The sequence below is a fragment of the Pseudovibrio ascidiaceicola genome, assembly GCF_900114245.1.
In the GTDB taxonomy this organism is placed as follows: Bacteria; Pseudomonadota; Alphaproteobacteria; order Rhizobiales; family Stappiaceae; genus Pseudovibrio; species Pseudovibrio ascidiaceicola.
The window spans coordinates 163,825-187,560 of the sequence record NZ_FOSK01000010.1 but is presented as its reverse complement, the minus strand read 5'-3'; the positions used below and the strand labels follow the sequence as shown (position 1 = coordinate 187,560).

General features: G+C 51.7%; 19 protein-coding genes. 15 read left to right on the top strand and 4 right to left on the bottom strand.

What is annotated here, in order from left to right; translation table 11 throughout:
• Window positions 1-99: 99 nt before the first annotated feature.
• From BM231_RS18970 to wecB, 12 genes are all read left to right on the top strand, one after another.
• A complete protein-coding gene (locus BM231_RS18970; protein WP_093521804.1) occupies window positions 100-1,020 on the top strand; it encodes a branched-chain amino acid ABC transporter permease in 921 nt (306 codons plus the stop codon).
• Window positions 1,007-2,032 (top strand): branched-chain amino acid ABC transporter permease, encoded by a 1,026-nt coding sequence (locus BM231_RS18965; RefSeq protein ID WP_093521802.1) that lies wholly within the window; start codon window positions 1,007-1,009, stop codon window positions 2,030-2,032. The genes BM231_RS18970 and BM231_RS18965 overlap by 14 nt, the downstream gene beginning before the upstream one ends.
• Complete coding sequence (locus BM231_RS18960) at window positions 2,025-2,774, top strand: ABC transporter ATP-binding protein (protein WP_093521800.1); 750 nt, start codon at window positions 2,025-2,027, stop codon at window positions 2,772-2,774. Before BM231_RS18965 ends, BM231_RS18960 begins: the two co-directional genes overlap by 8 nt.
• A complete protein-coding gene (locus tag BM231_RS18955) occupies window positions 2,774-3,457 on the top strand; it encodes an ABC transporter ATP-binding protein (RefSeq protein ID WP_093521798.1) in 684 nt (227 codons plus the stop codon). Before BM231_RS18960 ends, BM231_RS18955 begins: the two co-directional genes overlap by 1 nt.
• Complete coding sequence (locus BM231_RS18950; RefSeq protein WP_093521796.1) at window positions 3,447-3,869, top strand: acyl-CoA thioesterase; 423 nt, start codon at window positions 3,447-3,449, stop codon at window positions 3,867-3,869. The genes BM231_RS18955 and BM231_RS18950 overlap by 11 nt, the downstream gene beginning before the upstream one ends.
• Entirely contained in the window at window positions 3,866-4,285 is a 420-nt protein-coding gene (locus BM231_RS18945; protein ID WP_057463883.1) for a RidA family protein, read from the top strand. Before BM231_RS18950 ends, BM231_RS18945 begins: the two co-directional genes overlap by 4 nt.
• 4 nt (window positions 4,286-4,289) lie before the next feature.
• Window positions 4,290-5,099: an alpha/beta hydrolase gene (locus BM231_RS18940; RefSeq protein WP_244527191.1), complete on the top strand. Its 810-nt coding sequence runs from the start codon at window positions 4,290-4,292 to the stop codon at window positions 5,097-5,099.
• Window positions 5,100-5,525: 426 nt separating this feature from the next.
• A complete protein-coding gene (locus BM231_RS18935) occupies window positions 5,526-6,665 on the top strand; it encodes a CaiB/BaiF CoA transferase family protein (RefSeq protein ID WP_093521888.1) in 1,140 nt (379 codons plus the stop codon).
• A gap of 174 nt (window positions 6,666-6,839) precedes the next feature.
• A complete protein-coding gene (locus BM231_RS18930) occupies window positions 6,840-8,309 on the top strand; it encodes a glycosyltransferase (RefSeq protein WP_093521792.1) in 1,470 nt (489 codons plus the stop codon).
• Complete coding sequence (locus tag BM231_RS18925; RefSeq protein ID WP_093521790.1) at window positions 8,306-11,998, top strand: tetratricopeptide repeat protein; 3,693 nt, start codon at window positions 8,306-8,308, stop codon at window positions 11,996-11,998. Before BM231_RS18930 ends, BM231_RS18925 begins: the two co-directional genes overlap by 4 nt.
• A gap of 106 nt (window positions 11,999-12,104) precedes the next feature.
• Window positions 12,105-13,034: a DUF4434 domain-containing protein gene (locus tag BM231_RS18920; RefSeq protein ID WP_093521886.1), complete on the top strand. Its 930-nt coding sequence runs from the start codon at window positions 12,105-12,107 to the stop codon at window positions 13,032-13,034.
• A gap of 23 nt (window positions 13,035-13,057) precedes the next feature.
• Window positions 13,058-14,203: a non-hydrolyzing UDP-N-acetylglucosamine 2-epimerase gene (gene wecB, locus BM231_RS18915; protein WP_093521788.1), complete on the top strand. Its 1,146-nt coding sequence runs from the start codon at window positions 13,058-13,060 to the stop codon at window positions 14,201-14,203.
• A 163-nt stretch (window positions 14,204-14,366) separates the two neighbouring features.
• On the opposite strand, the gene BM231_RS18910 is transcribed toward wecB, so the two are convergent.
• Window positions 14,367-15,206, bottom strand: a complete 840-nt coding sequence (locus tag BM231_RS18910) for an SDR family NAD(P)-dependent oxidoreductase (protein WP_093521786.1) — start codon at window positions 15,204-15,206, stop codon at window positions 14,367-14,369.
• 163 nt (window positions 15,207-15,369) lie between these two features.
• Here BM231_RS18910 and BM231_RS18905 point away from each other — a divergent pair, with 163 nt between their 5' ends.
• Entirely contained in the window at window positions 15,370-15,834 is a 465-nt protein-coding gene (locus tag BM231_RS18905; RefSeq protein WP_093521784.1) for a MarR family winged helix-turn-helix transcriptional regulator, read from the top strand.
• A gap of 83 nt (window positions 15,835-15,917) precedes the next feature.
• Here the strand turns inward: BM231_RS18905 and adhP are convergent, their stop codons facing one another.
• A complete protein-coding gene (adhP, locus tag BM231_RS18900) occupies window positions 15,918-16,934 on the bottom strand; it encodes an alcohol dehydrogenase AdhP (RefSeq protein WP_093521782.1) in 1,017 nt (338 codons plus the stop codon).
• A gap of 507 nt (window positions 16,935-17,441) precedes the next feature.
• Complete coding sequence (locus BM231_RS18895) at window positions 17,442-18,287, bottom strand: HpcH/HpaI aldolase/citrate lyase family protein (RefSeq protein WP_208860492.1); 846 nt, start codon at window positions 18,285-18,287, stop codon at window positions 17,442-17,444.
• A 120-nt stretch (window positions 18,288-18,407) separates the two neighbouring features.
• Between BM231_RS18895 and BM231_RS18890 the strand changes: the two genes are divergently transcribed.
• Together BM231_RS18890 and BM231_RS18885 are read left to right on the top strand one after the other, a co-directional pair.
• Complete coding sequence (locus tag BM231_RS18890; RefSeq protein WP_093521882.1) at window positions 18,408-19,760, top strand: acetyl-CoA hydrolase/transferase family protein; 1,353 nt, start codon at window positions 18,408-18,410, stop codon at window positions 19,758-19,760.
• A 17-nt stretch (window positions 19,761-19,777) separates the two neighbouring features.
• Window positions 19,778-20,821 (top strand): MaoC family dehydratase, encoded by a 1,044-nt coding sequence (locus BM231_RS18885; protein WP_093521780.1) that lies wholly within the window; start codon window positions 19,778-19,780, stop codon window positions 20,819-20,821.
• 96 nt (window positions 20,822-20,917) lie between these two features.
• Here BM231_RS18885 and BM231_RS18880 read toward each other — a convergent pair whose 3' ends face one another.
• On the bottom strand, window positions 20,918-23,638 hold the full coding sequence (locus tag BM231_RS18880; RefSeq protein ID WP_093521778.1) for a VCBS domain-containing protein: 2,721 nt from the start codon (window positions 23,636-23,638) through the stop codon (window positions 20,918-20,920).
• Between the last annotated feature and the right edge of the window lie 98 nt (window positions 23,639-23,736).

Here is a 23,736-nt window from a genome sequence, read left to right as displayed (position 1 = left end):
ATTGAAGTAAAATAACAATCAGCGGGGAAACCCTAATCCTTCTCCGCTGATCCCCTATACTGATGTCACAATGAAAAAGAAGCCTCGGGAATATCATAAATGACGGCAGCTTTGATTTTTGAGCAGGTATTGAACGGGCTGCAATTCGGTCTCACTTTGTTTCTGATGGCAGCTGGCCTCACGCTGGTCTTCGGCGTTATGGGCCTGATCAACCTCGCTCATGGCTCGCTTTACATGGTCGGTGCCTTTTGTTGCGCTTGGATCACTCAGCAGACCGGCTCTTTCTGGCTTGGTCTGGGTGGTGGTGTCCTTGGAGCAGCAGCAGCTGGTGCACTCATCGAAATGCTTGTCATCCGCAGGCTTTATGACCGCGATCACCTCGATCAGGTACTGGCAACCTTTGCTCTCATTCTGATCTTTTCTGAAGGTACCCGCATGGTCTTCGGCTCCATGCCACTTTACCTCAACATCCCAGCTGCTCTGGGGGGCACCATGGCGTTGCCCGGCGTAGAAGCTTATCCAGTCTACCGCCTGTTTATCATTCTTGCAGCGCTGGCTGTTGCCATGCTTCTTTATCTGCTCATTTCTAAAACACGCCTTGGCATGCGGATCCGCGCCGGTGAAAGTGACCGCGAGATGATCGCTGCCTTAGGCGTTGATATCAAAACGCTTTACACCATTGTTTTCGCATTGGGTGCGGCCATCGCAGGTCTATCTGGAGCTCTGGTCGGAGCATTGCGCTCCGTGCAGGTCGGCATGGGAGAGCCTGTGCTCATTCTGGCCTTTGTTGTCATCGTGATTGGCGGCATTGGATCAATCAAGGGTGCTCTCATCGGGTCTATCCTGATTGGCCTTGTAGATACACTGGGACGTATTTTCATACCTGTCATCCTGAAGTTCTTCATGGAAAACGCCAGCGCAAACAGCATCGGGGCAGCTCTGTCTTCCATGCTGATCTATCTGATGATGGCAGGCATTCTGGCCGTAAAACCAAAGGGGCTTTTCAATGCAACGAACTGATACAGCTCCTAAACCCGTCAGCATGCCAAAGCTGAGCCGTGAGACCATCGTCAACATCGCAGTCATGGCAATCCTGCTGGCTCTGCCGCTCTGGGCATCTTCCATCGGAGAAGATTACTACGTCAACCTGGCAAGCCTGATCACAATCTTCGCTATCGCCGGAGTCGGCCTCAACTTTGCCATCGGCCAAGGCGGAATGGTCAGCTTCGGTCATGCAGCCTTCTTCGGCATCGGCGGCTACACCACTGGCATTGCAGCCTTTCACAGCTTTGAAGAAACACTCTTCGTGGCCATGCCCTTTGCCATCTCCGGCACCAACCAGATGCTTATTATCTGGATTGTCGCAATGGTCATTTGCGGAATTGCAGCCTTAGCAATTGGCGCAATCTCGCTGAGAACCGAGGGCGTCTACTTCATCATGATCACACTGGCATTTGCCCAGATGATCTACTATTTCGCCATTTCCTGGCCGACATACGGCGGTGAAGATGGGCTCTCAATCTACCTACGCAATCAGCTTCCAATGGTGGACGCCGAAAGCGCGCTGACCTTCTTCCTCGTCTGCTTTATCCTGCTCCTCGGTGCAATCTTCGTCTCAGCACGCCTGTCAGGCTCCCGTTTCGGAGCAGCACTCGGCACTGCTCGTATGAACGAGACACGACTGGCAACCTCGGGTATTGACCCGTTCCCGATCAAACTCACGGGCTTCGTTATCTCCGCAATGATCACCGGCCTTGCTGGGGCACTGTTTGCCGAGTTGAATGGCTTTGTAGGCCCCTCAATGCTCTCCTGGCACCGTTCTGGCGAGATTATGGTGTTCGTCATCCTCGGCGGCGTCGGGCGCCTCTACGGTCCTGTAATCGGCGCAGCGCTGTTCGTGCTGCTGGAAACCTATATCGGCGAGTGGACGCAGCACTGGCAACTGCTGCTTGGTCTGGCCTTGCTTGGTGTCGTTCTGTTCGCCCGAGGGGGCGTCATGGGCATGATCGCAGGGAGAGCACGTCATGACTAAACCGGTTCTTGAAGTCAAAGGCCTGCACAAATCCTTTGGTGCTTTGCAGGCGACAAAAAACGTGTCCCTGGACCTGAAACCTAATGAGATTCATGCTCTTATCGGACCAAACGGTGCGGGCAAATCAACACTCATTGGCCAAATCGCAGGTTGGATCACACCCGACAGCGGCAGCATCTATCTGGATGGTGAAGACGTGACCTCAGAGACAGTTGCTAGTCGCTCCCGCAAAGGCCTTGGACGAAGCTTTCAGGTCTCTTCACTGGCCATGGAAGTCAGCGCACGTCGCAATGTGATGCTCTCTGTACAAGCCAGTCAAGGCTCCAGCTTCCGTTTCTGGAAGCAAACCAAGTCCGACGAGGAACTACGCGAAACAGCCAGAAATTGGCTCAGAAAAGTAGGACTTAGCGGGCGCGAGGATATCGCTGTCTCAGAATTGTCTCACGGTGAGCGCCGTCAGGTGGAAGTCGCCTGTGCTTTGGCACTCGCACCCAAAGCTCTCTTGCTTGATGAACCCATGGCTGGTCTCGGCCCGACGGGATCTATCCAACTCACAGAATTCCTTGAGGAAATTCGCCCGGAAATCCCGATTCTACTCATTGAGCACGACATGGATGCCGTGTTCCGTCTTGCAGATCGCATCACGGTTCTGGTGGGCGGCGCAGCCATTCTGTCAGGCTCGGTCGATGAGATCCGCGCCAGTGCGCTTGTCAGAGAAGCTTATCTCGGGGAGGAAGCCTGATGCTGTTGGAAGTCAAAGGCTTAGAAGCCCATTACGGCGCCGCACAAGCGCTTTTCGGCGTAAACCTCTCCATCAATGAAGGCGAGATGGTAGCGATGCTTGGCCGCAACGGCATGGGCAAATCTACCACAATCAGCTCTATTTGTCAGATGGTTACGCCAACCAAAGGCACCATCGAATTCTGCGGCCAAAGCCTGAACCGCATGTCCAGTCACAAAGCTGCCCGCTTGGGTCTGGGATTGGTGCCAGAAGGTCGCCGCTGTTTCCCAAACCTGTCTGTTCTGGAAAATCTCAGCGCTGCCGCCCGTAAAGGCGCGTGGACACTGGACCGCGTCTACGACTTGTTTCCACGCCTCAAGGAGAGGAAAAGCCAGAGCGCCAACACGCTGTCTGGCGGAGAGCAGCAGATGCTCGCCATCTCCAGAGCATTGATGACAAACCCGAAATTGCTGATCCTTGACGAAGCAACAGAAGGTTTGGCACCGGTTGTACGCGGGGAAATCTGGCAGGCGATTGCGAGGCTTAAAAAGGAAGGACTGTCCATTCTCATCGTCGACAAGACGCTGAAGGAGCTCCTTCCGCTGGCTGATCAGGCCGTCATTCTGGAAAAAGGCGAGTCAGTCTGGGCAGGCCGCCCGGATACACTCACCGAGGAAATGAAGGACAGATACCTTGGTCTTTGAACGCACGATCAAAGTGATCTTCCAGCACTGCGATCCCGCTGGAATTGTCTTTTATCCCCGCTACTTCGAGATGATCAATCAGGTCACAGAAGAGTGGTTCGAGCAATCGCTTGGCACGTCGTTCGTAGACATTCATATAAATCAAGGGGATGCAGTCCCCACAGCCAAGATCGAAACAGAGTTCAAAAAGCCAAGCAAGCTTGGTGACGAACTTTTATTCACGCTTCAGGTTTTAAAGCTCGGTCGCTCCAGTGTGCATCTGGAGTTCACAGTCACCTGCGCAGACCAGCTTCGGCTCACAAGCCGCTCGGTCATTGTCTACGTCACAGGCGCAGATAAAAAACCAGTGAGTTGGCCGCAAGCCATTAAAAAACAAATGGAATTTTTCCTGAAGGAAGAGGGACCTTCATGACAACACAACAAGCACTGTTCAAATTTCTCCAGCCGGAAGGTTGGAAACCAGCCTCCGGATATGCCAATGGCATTATGGCAGAGGGCACACCAATCTTTCTGGGTGGTCAAATCGGCTGGAATGGTCAGCAGGTCTTTGAGAGCGATGATCTCATTGACCAGATCAAGCAAACGCTTGAGAACATTCGCGAAATTCTAGCCACTGCTGGCGCGAAGCCAGAGCATGTGGTGCGCCTGACATGGTATGTGGTCGACAAGAAAGACTACACCGCTCGCCTGCGCGAAGTTGGCGAGGCGTATCGCTCTGTGTTTGGGCGCCATTTTCCATCCATGACCATGATCCAGGTGGCTGATCTGGTAGAAGATCAGGCCAAAGTGGAAATTGAAGCAACGGCAGTACTGCCAAGAGCGGAATAACATGATGCGGGATTGGGACGCGGCCTATCATAACTCCGGAGCAGTGCCAAACGCACAAGAGCTGTTCGATCAATGGGTTGAACGCTCCAAAGCGTTTCGCGAGAGCTCAAAAAAACAGCTGGATATCGCCTACGGAAGCGGGGAGAGAGAGAAGCTCGACCTGTTCTTCCCGCAAGGCACTGAGGCGTCCAAAGGGCTCGTCATGATCGTTCATGGCGGGTACTGGAAGGCCTTCGATAAGTCCGCCTTCAGCCATCTGGCAAAGGGGGCTGTCGAGATGGGTTACACCGTTGCCATACCGTCTTACGACCTCTGCCCAGATGCAAATATTGTCAATATTACCAATCAGATGCAGCATGCTCTTGAAGTTTCAGCTGAACAAGTTAAAGGACCGATTCACCTGACAGGTCATTCTGCTGGTGGTCACTTGGTTGCACGGCTTGGCTGCAAAAATCGGATGATACCAGACAGTATCACTAGTCGGATCAAGCACATCCTCGGCATCAGTGGGGTCTATGATCTGCGACCAATCCGCAGGACAGCAATGAACGACATTCTGCATATCGACGAAGCGGAAGCGCTGGCAGAAAGTCCGGTGCTGCACGAACCTCTTGATAATCTACGCTTTACAGGCTGGGTTGGCGCTGAGGAGCTGGCAGAGTTTCGGCGGCAAAATGCAGCCCACTGCGCAATGTGGGGCGGCTTTGAAACGCAGATCACTGCCTATGAGGACCCCGGCAAAAATCATTTTACCGTGGTAGAGGCACTGGAACAGCCAGACAGCTTACTCCTCACAACTATATTGAATACATAATCACAACCTACTGAAATATATAGACATTATAAAAACCACGCGACTTTGCGTTCTTATGTGTAATTTTGCGTGGTTTAAGTGATTCATGCGTTACTTTAAGTTGCTATGTAACTGCGTTGATGAATTCATTTCATCAGAAAACGCCCGTCACAGCAAACGACACAGCCCAGCGCATCAGACTGAAAAACCTCCTCGCACTCACCATCCATCTTAACCTATTGGATAGGCTATTCACCAAATGGAGAGTTGTGGAACCACCATCAGCCGCTCTAAGGTTGACCCAACAACGCAAACCGGAGTTATCCGCCCAGCGCGGCTTTCAGGTAATCTAATCTGACGAGCCAGCTCTGCAAGGCATCAACTCTGGAAACGGGCACTTTCTAAGATGTCCGCATGCGCAGGACTTGGCTGACTGGGGAGGCATATGTGACAGCAGCAAAAGCGGGACCACTTTCAGGACTTCAGGTGGTGGAGATGGCAGGCCTTGGCCCAGCGCCCATGGCCGGACAATTGCTTGCAGATCTGGGAGCCGATGTCATCGTCGTCGATCGCCGCACCGGCGAGCGGATCGACAAGGACGTCAACCGCAGAGGCAAGAAGTCCATAGCGCTCAACATGAAGAGCGAAGAGGCAGTCAAAGTCTTCTTCTCCCTCGTTGAGAAAGCCGACATCCTGATCGAAGGCTTCCGCCCCGGCGTAATGGAGCGCCTTGGCCTTGGGCCGGACGAATGCCTCGCCAAGAACCCGGGCCTGATCTATGGCCGCATGACAGGTTGGGGGCAGGACGGGCCACTGGCTCATGCCGCCGGCCACGACCTCAATTACCTCGCCATGACCGGCATGCTCCACGCCATTGGTGAAGAAGGCCGACCACCCGTGCCACCACTCAACATGGCAGCAGACTACGGCGGCGGGTCCATGTTCCTGCTGCTGGGAGTATTATCAGCCCTGTTTGAACGCACCAGAAGCGGCAAAGGGCAGGTGATTGATGCAGCCATGGTCGATGGTGTACCAGCCATGATGGGCCTGATCTACTCCTTGCTGGGTCGCGGCCTTTGGCAGGACAAGCGCCAGACCAACCTGCTGGATGGCGGCGCACCGTTCTATCAATGCTACGAAACCTCAGATGGCCGCTATCTGTCCGTCGGCTCTCTGGAACCTCAGTTCTTCGCTTTGCTGCTGAAAGGGCTGGACCTTCCGCAAGAGCTTTCCAAGATCCAGATGAACATGAAAGAGTGGCCTCAGCTGGAAGAACAAATCGGCAATGCCATCAAAGCAAACACACTGGATCACTGGACCGGTGTCTTTGCAGGTACCGACGCCTGCGTTGCTCCTGTGCTCTCCATCGAAGAGGCAAACGCAGCCTCTCTCAACACCGAGCGCGGCAACCGCATCCGGCTCAATGGCGTCACACAGGCAGCACCAGCACCACGCTTCAGCCGCACAGTTCCGCAAACACCTGAACCAGCAGGAAGAACCGGAGACGATACTGCACAGGTTTTACAGCAGCTTGGTTTCTCTGAGGCAGACATCGATGAAATGCAGCAGAGCAAAACTTTGGCCTGAATCTGCGCTAATTAACGATGCGAAACAAACTGTGAGAGGAGAGGGCCTCAGCACTCCCTCCCACGTCATAACTGCCTCAGCCCAATCCTCTGAGAACATCCCATGACTGAGGGCATTCTCTCGAATCTCCTAGGGTAACTTTAATCAGGTTACTGCGAAGGAGTGCACCAGAGTATGCTGGTAACAGATGCTTTTGTATTATTGTTTCTTGTTACGCAGGGCCTCTTTCTCGTCGCCTCATACGTTTTTGCTGTATCTGGCGCAGATGACCTGTTCGTTGACACCCTCTATTACACCTTTGTCGCCTGGTATCGCGGCCCATTAGTGGGCAGAACTGAAGAGCGCCTGTTTGAAGAAACAGGGCACGTCCCGCCCAGACCGCTGGTCATCATGTTGCCCGCGTGGGATGAAGCCGCAATCCTCTATCCCGCCGTCACAGGCATCATGCGCAGGCTGGACTATCCATCCTATTGGATCTTCATCGGTGTCTACCCCAATGATGAAGCCACACAGAAGGCTGCAAGCCGTCTGGCAGCCGAACATGACAACCTGCGCGTCGTCACCACCAACAATCCCGGCCCAACTTGTAAGGCTGACTGCGTCAACACCATTCTTGCCGAAATCGAGAGGTTCGAACAGGAGCAGAACATCTCCTTCGCCGGCATTGTGATGCAGGATGCCGAAGACATCCTCAATTCCAACGCCCTGCACATCTTCAACGCCAGTCTGGAACTTGCCGATGTAGTGCAACTGCCTGTGCTCTCGTTACCCCGTAGACGCCGGGACCTGACAGCAGGCCACTACATGGACGAGTTCGCCGAGTTCCATTCCAAGGAAGTCCTCGTCAGGGGCTTCCTGACCGGAACCGTTCCGGGCGCTGGCGTTGGTACCTGCTATTCCAAGAAAACCATCGAGACAGCCAAATCCATTTCTGGGACAGATGAGAACGGCATACCGGAAATCTTCAACATCAGCTCCTTGACGGAAGACTATGACCTTGCCATGCGGCTCACAGGGAAGGGGCTCACCCATCGCCTGCTCTGGGTCCACCCGACAAAGAAAAGCGACCACACGGACTTTGCAGTCACACAGGAACTGTTTCCCTCCGGCTTCTGGCAAAGCGTACGCCAGAAAACCCGTTGGACCATCGGCATCGCGTTTCAGGGCTGGGCACAGCTGGGGTGGAAAGGAGGGCTCGCTGATAAATACTTTTATTGGCGCGACAGGAAGATGGTCTTCTTCAGCCATGCCATCATCATCGGCTACATCTCACTAATCTTCTACTGGGGCCTTCGCCTCTATGAGAAGCTGGCACCGGATGCATACCATTTGCCGCCACTTCTGCCAGAAGACAGCCCGTTCTGGTATGTAATCTGGTTCAACGTGCTGCTGCTCGCCCACCGCCTTATCCAGCGCCATATCTGGACAGGCTACCACTACGGCCTGCGCGCATTGGCTCCTGTAACTCTGCGCTATTTCGTATCCATCATCATCAACTACATCGCCATGATGCGCGCCATCAAAACATGGATCCGACATCTGGGCACTGGCGAAGTTATAGGCTGGGACAAGACCGCTCATGATTATCCGGATGAAGAAAGTCTGGAACTCACAATTCCTGTAGAGCAGGAAACGCACTCATGACCCGGCCCCAAACACCCCACAACACACGCACAAATGCCAATCGAAACTCGGCATTCTATCTGCTGTGGGTCATCATGTTTGCGCTTGGCTTGTCCATTCCAACACAATCGCAAAATCCAGCACCGCCTTCAGAGCCAGTTACCCCCGTACCTTACACCCTTCAGCAAAAAGACGAGTACTACATCAGTTTATTGAAGGACCGTCAGGACAGCCAATCCCTGCTGCAAAGCACGTGGCGCGATTACCGCTCCTATCCCTTGCTGGACCTGGCCTACCGCCTGCTGGCAGAAGGACGAAGCGAAGATGCCCTGAAAGAGCTGGATGAGCTGCTCAAGCAAGATCCCAATCATCTTGTGGCCCGTTGGCAAAAAATTCAGCTGCTCATCGGCCTCAATCGCCCAATCGCGGCAATCGATCAATTGGAGATCCTGCAATCCCAATCGCCCGCCTTCAGCCGCGGTTATCTCTCTCTGGGCCATCTGCAAATGCTCACGGGTGAGTATGCGGAGGCCTTTGATGATTTCAGACTGGCGATCGAGACTGGCAAACTGTTGCCAAGCGACCGGGAAGAAGCCCTTGCAGGCGCAGCAGAAGCAGCCATTAAGCTAGGCAAAACCAAAGAAGCTCTCCACGCCCTGAACATTCTGCGAGAGCTGGGCGCTGCCACTCCAAGGCAAAGGCTCATCAGAGCGGATCTTTTGCTCAACTTCAATCAATTGGAAGAAGCGCGAGACGAGTGGGAGGATCTTTCCAAGCTGGACAATGCACCAAGAACCCAGCGCACAGCAATTCTGAACGAAGCCTTCCTTCTTCTTGAACAAGGCAAGGACGAAGACGCTTACCGTTTGCTGCTGCGCGGTGAAATGAATGGACTGTTTACTGGCCGCCAATCCTCCGCTTTGGAACAACGCACATTCGCCAGAGCTCTGGCCGCCAGTGCGCTCAATTCTGGTCATCTGGACGAGTTGCTGACCTTCCTCAACCCCGGGCGCATTGATCAACTAGGATTGTCCACGCGCGTTCAGCTGGCCTACGCTCTGGTGAAAAAAGGCTCCAGCGCTGAGGCTGAAATGGCGCTTCTAACAGCAGATGGCCGGATCCTCGACACCAAAGCCTCCGGGCCAGAAGAAGCCGCCAACTACTATCTGGCACTGGCAGACATCGCCATTCGCGCCGGAGATGATGCCAGAGCGGTCACCGCAGGCCGATTGTTGATCAAGCTCACCCGCAGCCCGGAATACGGCCTACAACTCAGCAAGCTGGCCCTCAACAACGGCTGGGAAACACAGGCTATCAACGCTTTGGTGGAACTGCGCGCCATTACCCAGTTTACCGACCAGCAGAAGTCACCTGAAGCATGGGTAGAGCTGCTGCAAACCCTATCAGATTTAGCACGACGGGCAGGGGATCTGGATCTCGCCAATCAGGTTCTCAAAGAAGCTGAAATTTTGATGCCCAACTGGCGCATCACAGCAAAAAGAGGGCAGATTGCCCTGCTCTCCAACATGCACCGCATCGCTTCCGCCGTTCTTCAGGATGCCCTTGCGCGAGCTCAGAAAGCCCGCGCTGACGGTGCTTTCAATGAAAACGACAAGAAAGCCTATGCACGTCTTCTGTTTGATCTGGCAGCCGTCTCTGCAACCAATGAAGACTGGACCAGCACGCTTGACTATCTGATCGCGGACTGGAAGCTGCAGCCAGACCCGACACTCGTTCTGCCAGCATATCTCATGCTCAAGGAAAGCACCGCAGAAGGTGTCACGGCCCGCATGTGGCTGAACTACGTTTTCAGCTACACCAACACAGCAAACCTGTCAGACGAAAACAAAAACAGGTTTGCCATGGCTTTCCTTGCACTGGCGCGCCTCCTGAAAACAGAGGGGCAGCTTCAGGAAGCCGTGAAAATGTACCGACAGTCACTGCGAATGGCGCCAACTGCAGAAACCCGCCTGGAAGCCGCTTATCTTGCCTTGGAGCTCAATCACCCCAAAAGAGCTCTCATGTTGCTGCAACAACTGGACCAGACCAAAAATACCGATGCGATCTTGGCAATCAGATGCGAGGCTTACCGCGTACTCGACCGCAACCTGGAAGCTCTGACATGCGCACAACAGGAGCTTCAGGCCCAGCCCATGAACGCCGACAAGCACCTGACGCTGGCCAGCCTCTATCTGCGACTGGGAGACAAGGAGAAAGCCAGACAGGAGCTACAGCAAGCGTATGAGCTCAGCCCAAACCTCGCCACCGCAAGCCAGCTCGGCTTTCTCTATCAGGAGTTGGGAGAATATAACGCCGCACAGGACTGGTTTCAGGAATCCTTTGAGGCGCATGACGATCAGAGCGCTGGCATGGCGCTGCTCTATCTCAACCTACGCCAGATGCAATATGACGAGGCAGCGCGCCTCATGGCCAAGCTTGATGTCTCCAAGCTCTCTCAACAGCAGATGGCCGGGTATTATGCTGCCCGAGCCCAACTCACGCTCCATAGGGGTAATCAGTCCCCAGAGGCACTGGCAAACGCTCTGGTGGACCTGCGCAAGGCACAGTCCATCTCTTCAACGCAGGACATCCGTTTTTCCGTGGTCCAGGTTCTGTTCCAGCTGGATCAACTGGAGGAAGCAGAGGCCGCATACGAAAGCCTGCCAGCAAGTGATCATAAAAACCCGGCAACCCTTGCTTTGGGTGGATATCTTGCTCGTGCTCAGGGTGACACTGATCTGGCGATCACGCGCTTTGAAACCTCGCTGGAGGAAAAGCCAGATCAGGCGAACCTGCAGGAAGATCTGGCCTATACCTATCTGTCAGCCTTTGAAAACAAGAAGGCTGCTGAACTGTTTCGCAAGCGGATTGATGTGCTGCACCAGCACCAGCGCAACATCTATGAACAGGACAAACTGGAGCGCTTCCAACGGCAGCTCCGTATTCTGGAAATTCCGCTCAGCTTCCTGTTCTTTGACGGCATCAGCCCCTCACGGCAGAATGAAGAAGAAATAACAGGTGCTATCCTGGGTATCCCGTCCAGCAGTCCGTTCGGTACATTCGAAGTGGCGTGGCGACCTCCCGTGATCGGTTACCAGAATGGCCGCGTCTTCGAGATCATCGCCCGCGCCCAATGGCTCAATGAGCGCTACAGCTTCCGCCCCAATCCCGACACCTACCAGACCATCGTCGGCCTGCGCTTCAAACCTTTCATGACGCAAAACCTGAAAATCGGTCTGGAGCGGTTTTTCAAAGGCGGCAGCATCACAGAAGACAACTGGCTGGGGAGGGTGCTTTGGTCCTTCACCCGCGGAAACGACTTCCTCCCGCTCTACGATATATACTCCGGCGAGCCCATCGACAAAGAACCCTACATCAGTCTCTATCTGGAAGGTGGTCGTTTCTTCGAAAAGGAAAAAACCATTTTATTCTATGGAGATGGCCGACTTGGTTACACTTTTAGGCTCGATCCTAACCTGATTTTGTCGCCCTTTGCGTATTCCATAGGGAGCGGAAACTGGAACTCCCAAACCAGCGCTGTGGCAATTGAAGCAGGGCTGGGAGCATCTTTGAAGTGGAGAGGGTGGTACACCGAAGCCTATGGTGACCTGCTTCAGCTGGAAGTGTTCGGGCGTGTAGGACACGAAGTATTAAACACAGATGACAGTGAGACCAGCCGAGTGCTTCTTGGGCTTCAAGCAAACTTTTAAACGCTTCTTTTTTGGAGTGTTTTGCCTCGCTCTCATCACATTCATGTTGATCTTAAAAGCCTATGCGCGGCAGGATTCCGGCACTAAGGAATGTATTCCTATACATATGAGCTTCATACAGCCTTGGGGCGATGAATATTTTCCTAACCCTAGATTATGGCGCAGCGAACTCCTTTCACATCAACGACTTGGCATAAACGAAGCCATCCTCCAGTGGACTGTTTGGGGAAGCGATCTTCAGGACGAAATCAAGCTGCCTATGTGGCTCGAAGCCGCAATCATGGGCGCGGATGAAGCTGGAGCCAAACTCTGGTTCGGCCTCAGATATGATCCATCCTTCATGGAGAAGCTGCAAAAGGATGGCCAGACCTATCTGGACAATCGCTTAGCAGAGACCGAAAAGCTCGCCGCGGCCATAAAGGCTCAGATCAGCTACACCGCACATCCCACTGAGGTATTTGCGGGCTGGTATATACCAGATGAAATTGACGGCAATCTGCTGTTGGATAGCAAGCTCAGAAAGCTCGTCACCGGGTACACAAAACAAACCCGCGCAATCTTGAACCGCATCCTCCCGGGGCCTGTTGCCATCTCTGGATACACTGATTTGAAAACCATTCCGCGAAAGCTGGCCGCTCATTGGAACAAGCTCATGGCAAAGTCGTCCATGGACATTCTGCTGCTGCAGGATGGATTAGGGGCCAAGCTTATGGAACCTTATTCCAGCCGCAACTTGCAACGCGCCATCAGCGCAGCCTTTAGCACGCAAGATCATACGGTTATCCCGGTGGTGGAAATCTTCGAGATTGACCCGAGAACACCAGATTTCAGCACAATCCCAACCACGCTCGGCACAATGAAAAGCCGTTTGAAGAACGCAAGTTTTTCGCCCACACAGCCTTTGGCCTTGTTCTCATTATCCAGTCACATCCTGAAGTTCGACAACAAACACAGTCGCGAGATCAAAGAGTTCCTTACACAGAACGCTCATGTCTGCGGTGCAAGCACATTGGCGAATGCAGAAGCTGCCGAATAATCACAAGGACCGTAGCGCATAAGATGAAAGAACCAGAGATCATCGGAGCAGGCCCGGACAAAGTGCTGTGCATCATCGGCACTCGTCCCGAAGCCATCAAAATGGCGCCGGTCATCTCTGCAATCGCAAACTGTCCAGGGCTGCACGCCCATGTACTGATGACAGGCCAGCACCGCGAAATCGCATCTAACGCACTTGAATCCTTCGACATTCACCAGATCAATTGGCTCGACATTTCGAGTACAAGCCACAAACTGGCTGATCAGGCAGGAGAACTACTCAAAGGCATCAATGCCTATATGGCCGTGCACCATCCCAAATACACGCTGGTTCATGGCGACACCACAACAGGGTTCGCTGGCGCACTGGCAAGTTTTTACAGCGCAGTGCCCGTTGGCCATGTGGAAGCCGGCTTGCGCAGCGGCGAACTGAGTGATCCATTCCCAGAAGAAGCCAATCGCAGGCTGGCAGACCAACTGTGTCATAAACTGTTCGCACCAACATCCATCGCCAGAGACAACTTGCTGCGCGAAGGCTTAAGTGACGAGAAAATACTCACTACGGGAAACACGGTAGTCGATGCCGTGCGCCATCTGTCACGCAAGATCAAACCAGCCCGTGAGCTGGATGAACTCAGGAACGTTCTGGGGCCGCAAAAACGTTTGGCGCTGGTAACCACACACCGACGTGAAAACTGGGGCGATCCCATGCGCCACATTTGTCAGGCCATAAAACACATCACAAAAGCCCATGAGGATCTGCAGGTCGTATTGCCGGTCCATCCAAATCCGGTTGTCAAAGACATGGTCGAGTCCGTGCTCAAAAATGTGCCACGTGTACATCTGGTCACGCCGCTGTCATATGAAGCGCTCATCGCATTGGAACGTGACGCAGACCTGATCCTCACAGACAGCGGTGGCATTCAGGAAGAAGCACCGGAGTTTGGAACACCGCTACTGATCCTGCGTAAGACCACAGAGCGGCCCGAGGCACTGGAAAGCGGACTTGCAAAACTCGTTGGCACATGTGAGCAAACCATCACGGATGAAGCCGCGCACATCCTGAAAGGCAAACACACAAAGATCGATCGCAAAAATCCGTTCGGTGACGGCCACGCATCACAACGCATTGCAACCGCTGTCGAAACCCACATAAACTCAACACACTAAGCTCAAACTGACCTTTTACGTTTTAGTTCCATAATCTACCTTATGCGTATTTGGCATATACGGCCCGTACGAAGGACAAAGGTAGCTTCACGCCTCCAAAATGTGCGATTTCAACATCTGCGATATTGTCATAATCCTGGTACATCTTTCAAACGATCAAAGCTCAAAGGTAAGCCGCAGAAAGCAATTCGAGCTGATCCCAAAGAGCCCCCGATTTCTGCCGATCCATACCAGCATCATCTTCAGGCAAATCCATAACTCCCCAGACGTTGTGCCAATAGGTTCCGCTAGGAACATCTTGCGTCGCCGCAATAAGCGCAGCTTGTGCCCCGAGTTCTTCCGATATCAGCAGTCTTTTGGCCAACCAGCTTCTAAGCCCGCCTTGCTCAGCAAACCCACCAAAACCGCTCAAAATAACCCCGGGGTGAATAGCATAGCTCTTGAGAGCCGGATAGCGTATCGCGAGCTCCCGCATCTGCCACAAATTGCCCAGTTTGCTCCCGCCATAAACCCGGTTGCTTGAGTAGTTCAACGGATTCACATCACAGGTTTGAGCCATGACATAGGCATCTCCCGATGTCATCACAATGCGTGCATCCTCCGCAAATTTGCCTTGCTCTATCAAGAGTCGATACAACAGATGATGGCCTAAAACATTGACAGCAAAGGTCATTTCAACCTCGTCAGAAGCCATTTCATGGTCGTGCAGCAAAACACCTGAGTTACAGATCAATATATCAATTTTCTGATCACCCACTTTGCCAACCGCATCCGCCACAGACTGCAAGCAAGATAGATCGCATTTAACTTGCCGGAGATCAGCAATCCCTCCCTTACCCTGAGAAATGCCGCGGGACAGAGACACAACCTTGGCCCCCCGCGCAATCAATCCTCGGGAAACATACTCGCCCACACCCGCTGATCCGCCTGTTATCAGAACAGTTTTTCCGTCAAGTCGTGGTCCGGGAGGACAAATACGGGTTCTCGCCCCCTGACGAAACATACACCGTAAAAGGCGCAAAATACTGGATTTTGGAGGTTTAGATGGGGTGAGGCCTATGGACACTTTTTTATCCTTGTTTACAGTCGGTCAAGATCGATCGACCATAATACTTGACTAGATTACTAATCCAGTCAAGTATTGTTTGTAACACCTCGGATATGTGATGACTCAGTTTAATTTCGCCCCAGAGTCCCAAAAGGCAACCATTCAGACAGCGCATCTGCTGTTACTGCAAGCCGCTCGCCTTAGGCAGAAGCTACAAGCGGCAGTGACAGAGGCATGTGATCTGACCTTGTCAGAAAAAGAGCTTCTTGGACGCGTCCAGCAGTCAGGAGGTGAAGTGCGAATGAGTGATATTTCCAGTGCCCTGATGTTCACCGAAGGTGGCGCAACGAAGATCATTGGCCGACTGGAGAAACAGGGCCTCGTCACGCGTCATAGATCAGAAACGGATAAACGGGTTATCCTGATCAACATTACGCAGGAAGGTGAAAGCAAGCTCACGACCGCTCTTAACGCCATGGCAAATGTCGCCTATCCGCTTCTGACCAAAGTGTATTCTGAGGACGAATGCGCCGAGATGACACGTTTACTCAAGAAACTTGATGAGCATATTGACGAGGCTTGAACTCATTGAATGCACCACCACCCAAATACACAAATGCCGCAGACTCCTATGCACAGTCTGCGGAACCAAAGCATTTTCAGGCTCTAAAAGTCCATCACGATCCGGCCTTCAATCTTGCCATTGCGCATACGGTCAAAGATGTCATTCACATTATCGAGCGGCTCTGTGGTGTAATGCGCAGCGACCTGGCCTTCACCAGCAAACTCCAAGGACTCTCGCAGATCATTTCGCGTGCCCACAATGGAACCGCGTAAGGTTTTGCGGTTGAGCACCATATCAAAGATGTTGAGTGGGAAATCCTCAGGAGGCAAACCAACAAGGCTCATAGTGCCGCCGCGTGCCAACATACCAACACCTTGCTGGAAGCTCTTGCCAGCCACTGCCGTGACCAACACGCCCTCAGCACCGCCGCCAGCTTGCACTTCAGCCACTGGATCGCACTTGAATGCATTGAGCGTCATATCCGCGCCAAGTGATTTTGCAAGCTCCAGTTTGTCCTCTGCAATATCAACCGCAATCACATGTAAGCCCATGGCCTTGGCGTATTGAACAGCCAGATGCCCCAAACCGCCAATACCGGAAATCACAACCGTTTGCCCCGGTTTTGTCTCAGTTTCCTTCAGTCCCTTATATACAGTCACGCCCGCGCACAGGATTGGTGCTGCTGGTGCAAATTCAAGTTCTTTCGGCAAATGAGCGACAAAATTCGGGTCTGCCAAAGCGTATTCTGCAAAGCTGCCATTGACGCTGTAACCAGTGTTTTGCTGGCTTTCACATAAAGTTTCCCAGCCATCAACACAGTGACGACAGCAGCGGCAAGCGGTGTGAAGCCAGGGAATTCCAACACGATCCCCCTCTTTCACCGAAGTGACATTCCGGCCTTTCTCAACCACAATTCCCACGCCTTCATGGCCCGGAATAAAGGCTGGCGTCGGCTTGACTGGCCAGTCACCTTCAACAGCGTGAAGGTCAGTGTGACACACGCCAGTGGCCTCAATTTTCACCAGAACACTGTCATCATTTACTGTAGGCTTTTCAACTTCACACACGTCCAACGGTGCACCAAACTCGCGCACAACGGCCGCTCTCATCATAGACATGACGGGCTCCTTGACCTGTTCGGGCCGTAGTGGCCCAGATGCATACAGGGAAAGCTAAATTTTGCAAATGCAGGTATGCAGCACCAGCATTCAACCCGAGCCTAACAAACCTCCTGCTAAGTATAAAAGAGATGATATTTCAAGGATGCCAGCGCGGTTAACAGCGTTACTCACCAGTCATTCAAAGTTAAAAAGGCTTGTTCTTTAATACAAAACCCGAAGACTAAAATCAGGTGTATTCAAGGACATACATTTCCGCAAAGTGAAACATATTCATCAACTTAGGCTTACTACGTAGCATTTCAGCACATTCACCTGAGATCATTTCACTCTCGTGAGTCTAGCGAAGACCTGCCACTCCCCCCTACTCCTTACACTGCACAGAATGATTGATCTCACACAGTAATAACAAGTAAAAATCAAACTTATGCATAAGGTAGATTATGGAATTACTTATCATTATCACATTATAGCATAAACCATATAAGTATTCAATTATATAAATACTTACGGATGATCATCACCATCACTCAGACCAAGCAAACGTCTCGCGCGTAGGATCACAGGAGCATCGACCATCTTGCCATCAACAACAAAAGCGCCTTGTCCTGCCGTATCCTTTTGCTTTTCAAGCACATTCAAGGCCCACTGAACTTCCTCATCACTGGGTTCAAAGCACGAATTGACAACGCTGACTTGAGAAGGATGAATGGCAAACTTGCCGTTATATCCCATATCTCGCGCATTGCGGGCTTCATCCTCAAGTCCTTCAGGATCATTGAAATCCAGAAACACACCATCAATGGCCCAAAGATGGTTCTGCACGGCTGCATTCAGCAGCTGTCCACGTGGCCATACAAGACTGTTCCAGCCCATAGTACCGCCCGTCTCTGCCGTATAGTCCGCATACCCAAAAGCCAGTGCATGAAGCGGTGCATGGGTTGAGGCAATCGCTTCAGCATTGGACAGTCCGGCTGGCGTTTCCAACAATGCGCAAATCCGTACCATCTCTTTGCCAGGATGTGCGCGAAGGAGATGATCCAGTTGCTCCAGGTCTCGCGGGCTCTCACATTTGGGTAGAAAAATCCAGTCTGGCAAATGCGCCAGTTCCAACAGACACAGCACATCCTCCAACCCGCTTGGCGTGCTCAAAGATGAGATGCGAACACCAATTTCACAAGTCTCATGTTCACGCAACTCATCTTGCAGACCACGCAACAAATCACGCGCTGCAGACTTTTGCTTTTCACAAACACCGTCTTCAAGATCAAGCACCACACACCCTGCTCCCGATGCCGTCGCCTTCGGGAAAAGATGTGCTTTATCTGCAGGTAAGAATAACAGGCTCTTCACACCGGAACTCCAACTTAATCCATTGATGCCGCTCAGGCAGAATGTAGATCAGTAACAATTAATTTCCTGAAAATGGATAGGGTCAACCTTACCCCTTTGTCGATGAACTCCGGAAATCGCATGCCTGCAGAAAACTACGATCAGCTGTATAAGCAGAAACTAACGAGCGCTGATGAGGCCATCAAAACGCTTGCAAGAGATACAAAGCTGATCACCTTCGGGTGTTATTGCGGAACCCCTCCTCGCCTTACGCGTGCCTTCTGCGAAGCCGCTGCTGCCGGATACTTCCGTGACACACCAGATGTTTACCTGCTCCGCTCACGTAAAGAGATTGTCGATCAGTTTTCAAATGTCGATGTGCTCAAGCAAATCAAACTGCTCTGCCCTTTCTTAGGCGGAAGTTTTCGTCATCTTGCGGATCGCGCTAAGGAGTTGAGGCAGAGCCATCCGGATCTGATCATTCCGCACTATTTGCCAGAGCATTTTAGTCTGTATGCAAGAGGTGTTTTCGCCCGCCATGGCAAGCCCAATGTACACCTGTTTCAGGTCTCTCCCATGGACGAGCACGGCTATTTCAGCTTTGGCGTGGATGGCAGCATGTCTATCCCCCTCGCATTTGAAGCCGGTCAGATCATCATTGAAGCCAATCAACATATGCCGCGCACTTTTGGGTCTGGGCTGGTACACATCTCTCAGGTCTCAGCCCTCATTGAGCACAACAGTGACCTTATGGTCTTGCCGAAAAAAGTGCCAAGTCCTGAAGATCATAAGATCGCAGAGTTTGTGGCTGAGCTGGTGCCAGACCACGCCTGCATTCAACTGGGCATTGGCGGCGTCCCAAATGAAGTTGGCAAGCGTCTGAAAACAAAGTCTGACCTTGGCATTCACACTGAAATGCTGGGAGATACGCTGTTCGAGTTGATACAGGCCGGTAACGTATCCAACCGGTATAAACAGCTCAATGTCGGGCACACAGTTTTTAACATCGCGCTGTTCTCCAATCACGACTACTACGCATTTCTCGACAACAACCCCACCATGGCGTGCCATCCAGCCCACTACGTCAACAACCCACACATCATCGCCCAAAATGATCGCATGGTCTCTGTGAACTCCTTCGTGGAGATTGATCTCTTCGGACAAGTGGCCTCAGAATCCATCAACTGGCGCCAGATTTCCGGCAGCGGTGGGCAGCTGGACTTCGTCCGCGGCGCGTTCCGCTCCAAAGAAGGCATTGCCGTGCTGGCAGCCCATTCCACCGCGAAGAATGGCAGCATTTCCAAGATAGTCCCACGCCTGCAAAACATCGTCACAACCCCGCGCAATGACGTCAGCTATGTGGCCACAGAGTACGGCTGCGCCAATCTGTTTGGCATGTCCACCTCAGAACGCGCCCACGCCCTCATTGAACTCGCCGCCCCACAATTTCGAGATGAGCTGCGCGAAGAAGCAAAGAAACTGACCATCTACTAGGCTGAGAGGAGCCCACCATGTATTCAGCCTACGCCCAAATCTCGGAAAATCGGTTTTTGGAGATCTATGGCCTTAACTTTGAAGAATTTTCCGTTGGCCAAGTCTTCCACCATCGTCCCGGCATGACGGTTTCTCAGCAGGAAAATGCAGAGGAAGCGTTGGACACCTTCAATGCGGCAATGCTGCATTACGACGCTCACTATGCAGCCCAGACAGAATTCAAAAAACCTCTGATGGTTTCCACACTGACGCTGCAAAAGATCTTCGGCATGAGCTGGAAGACCTTTGCCAGAAAAGACCGTATCACAGCGTTCGAAAACATCTCCATGACTGCGCCCATCTTCGGCGGCGACACGCTCTACTGCAGCAGTCAGATCATCGCAGTAGAAGAAACTGAAGACAAAACCGGCCACGTCACCGTAAAAGCCTGCTGCACCAATCAGGAAGGCGTTGAAGTTGCCAACCTCACATACACACTCAGCATCTTCAAAAAAGGCAAACACCCGGTCTGGGGCGATCTCCCCAATACCTGTAGTAATCCTTGGTTTCTGGCCTATCATCAACGTGAGAATGGGTCCCTGCAGGAAGAAACAGGCATCTACTTTGAAGGCTTCGGCAAAGGTCAGATCTTCGAGCACAGTCCGGACATCACACTCCACTCCTCCTCCATGCTCCGCCACGCCGTCCAGAGCATGCAATGGCACCCACTCTACCGTGATCATGAGTTTGCCCGCGAAGTCTACGGCAGAGACCGTCTGCCAGCATCAGAACTGCACGTGCTCTCACTGGTCACCGCCGCCACCACAACCACCTTTGGCCGTGTGGTTGCCAATCTGGGGTGGACCGATACAAAATTGTCTCGTCATTTCTATGCGGATGATCGCTTCAAAGTGCAAAGCGAAGTCCTGTCAAAGCGAGAAAGCCGTTCCAGACCAGACCAAGGCATTTTGACCGTAAAAACCGTCGCGCACGATCAAACCGGCGCCGAAGCCCTCTCTTACACCCGCACCCTCCTCGTCTATCGTCAGGGCGGCGGTCCATATGCAGCCGCTGGCTATTGATTGGAGAGCAAAAGAAAAACCCCGCTCATACGAAGCGGGATTCATCACTATTCTTATTGAAGGCTCTAGAGGAACCTTCAATAGCAACCAATTCACTTAGACAAACGTGAAGTCGTCCTGATGCAAATCAGTGACATTTACGCCCCTCAAGGTGATCGAAGTATCTTCGTCAATCGTGATGACTACGTTGGAACCGCTGTCTTCAACAGAAGCCATAACAGCATCAAAATCAGCAAAGACTGAGCTTTCAAACTCGATCACATCAAAAGACCCTGCTCCTGCCTCAAAGTCGGTGATCACATCATGCCCACTTTCACCTGTAGCGAACTTGAAGGTGTCATTTCCTGCTCCACCTGAGAGTTGATCGTCACCAGATCCACCAGAAATAACATCATCCCCGTCATGCCCATTGATGGTATCCGCATCCACCCCACCTTTCAGCACCTCAGCATTCTCACTGCCGTTGATTGTAAGTGGAGTACTATCAAAGATCTCGATCACTGGTGCTGTATCGGATGGCTCATAAACGGTGCCATCAGGTCCGACATAGTTACCGTCTTCATTAGGTACGAAGACGTAGACGGAACCAGAGTCTTGTCCTTTGTCATCGTCGTGACTTGCACTTACTGTAACAACACCGTCTTCATTGATAGAAATGTCGTTTCCGAATGCGTCAAAAGGATCCCCAGCACCGCTGTCATTTGCACGTAATATAATTTGCAAATAGTTTCCAAAGCCGTCTGGAACATACACAACTGCAGCATCCTCAGAGTAGTTGGACGCGATAACCCCGCTACTATTGGTCGCTACTTGTGTGCTGTTACGATCCGAGTTCAGTTTTGTTACAGTGTAATTTCCCTGACCATTTGGTTCATAAATCCACACAGCTCGCAGCCCTGTGGTAACAATCGCGCCATCATCTCTAACTACACCACGATATCCAAAAAGATTGTCCGTTTCTGGAGGCGTAAGTTGCATTTCCGTATATCCTCCAGATCCATCTGGAGTGAATACGCGTGCTAAATCATTTGGCCATCCAGTAAACACCACACCATCGTCATTAAACGACATCTCTGCACCAAAGCCATCTGGTGAGGTTAACTTTGCTTCAACGTAGCCTCCAGATCCATCTGGCGTGAATATGTAAATAACATCTGTGTGTCCATAGTAGTTAGCTGCTGCGATCACTCCGTTATCGTTAATATGGAGGCCATGAACTCCCAATATACCTTTTTGAGAAATTGAAATTTTGCTTTCTGTATATCCACCATCTTCATCAGGGGTGTACACATAGACCAAGCCTGAGCCATGAACGTTGGAACCAGGTACTGCGGCGCCGACAGCAATGACACCAGAGTTGTTTATCGCCACATTTTCACCAAATGCCCCAGTTCGCCCACCGTCAGACGCCATCAATTTGGTTTCGACAAAAGTACCGTCTTCATTTGGCCTATAGACATACACTGATCCAGAATTACGACCATTGTCATCGTCTCCATGTGAACCGACAACAATTACACCTTGATCATTCACTTGCGCATGTCGACCAAAATTGTCCTCTGCTGCCCCATCCGAAGCTAAGAGTTTTGCTGGACTAACCGCAAAGTCACTCTCTCCATTCACAGTTACCGTTACCGTCTCAGTCGAACTCCCACCTAAACTGTCAGTCACCGTATAACTGAATGTATCAGTAGCAACTTCTCCATTGTTTAGGTTGTTGAACTGCCCATTCGGATCATACGTGAACGTGCCATCATCGTTGATGGTGACTGTTCCTGACGTGCTGCTGGTATCAACGGTGAAACTATGAGTGTCATTGGTATCTGGATCAACGAACACAGGAGATACAACAACAGAATTGCTTTCTGTGGTACTGACGTTTACCGCAGAAGCAACGGGCGCATCATTCTCACCGATGATTGTCAATGTCACGGTTGAAGTATGACTACCGCCATGATTATCAGTTACGGTGTAAGTGAACGTATCAGTACCAGTTTCTCCGTTAGACAGGTAATCAAATACAGGGTTTGGAGTATACTCGAAGACGCCGTCACCGGTTTTCGACAGCATACCGTCCAGTTCATTTGTATTTACAGAGTAAGTGTGTGTGTCTCCAAGATCGGGATCTTGGAAGATAATACGAAAAACAATCCGGCCATCTTCATGGGAAGTCAATTCAACCGGGTATGTTATAGGCGGAGTATTCTGACCTTGGCCCTTACCATGCACCGTTATCGTGACTGTTTCGGTTGAACTCTCACCTGCTGCATCAGTCACCATATAAGTAAATGTATCGGTCGCTGTTTCACCAACATCAAGATTATCGAACTTCCCATTAGGGTCATAAGAGAAAGTCCCATCCTCGTTGATTGTAACAGCACCTAACGTACCAGATGTATCAACCGAGTAGGTGTGGTTATCCGTACTATCTGAATCTGAAAATTCGGGAGCAATTTCTATTGCTGTGGTTTCATCTGTCTGCTTCGCAATTGCGATAGCCACCGGCCCGTCATTTTGTCCAGTAAGTGTAATCGAGACAGTCGATGTAGAGCTCTCTCCCGCCGCATCCGTAATTGCATAGGAAAATGTATCTGTAGCTGTTTCGCCCGCGGCAAGATAATCGAACTCTGTTCCAGGATCATAGTGGAATGTATCTTCACTAACAACTGTTCCAGTACCGATCATTTCATCGGTTTTAAGAACAAGGCTATGAGTGTCTGAAAGATCTAAATCCTGAAAAAATACGCGAACCGCAATAACACCGTTCTCGGATGACGTAATCTGAACGGGATAAGAAAATGGTGCAGTGTTAGGCATTGAACTCACTCCAATATATTACACATGCACATTACGAGTATTTTCCTTGCGTGAAACTTATAATTGCATAGCAATACTCGACACACCTACTATTTGTG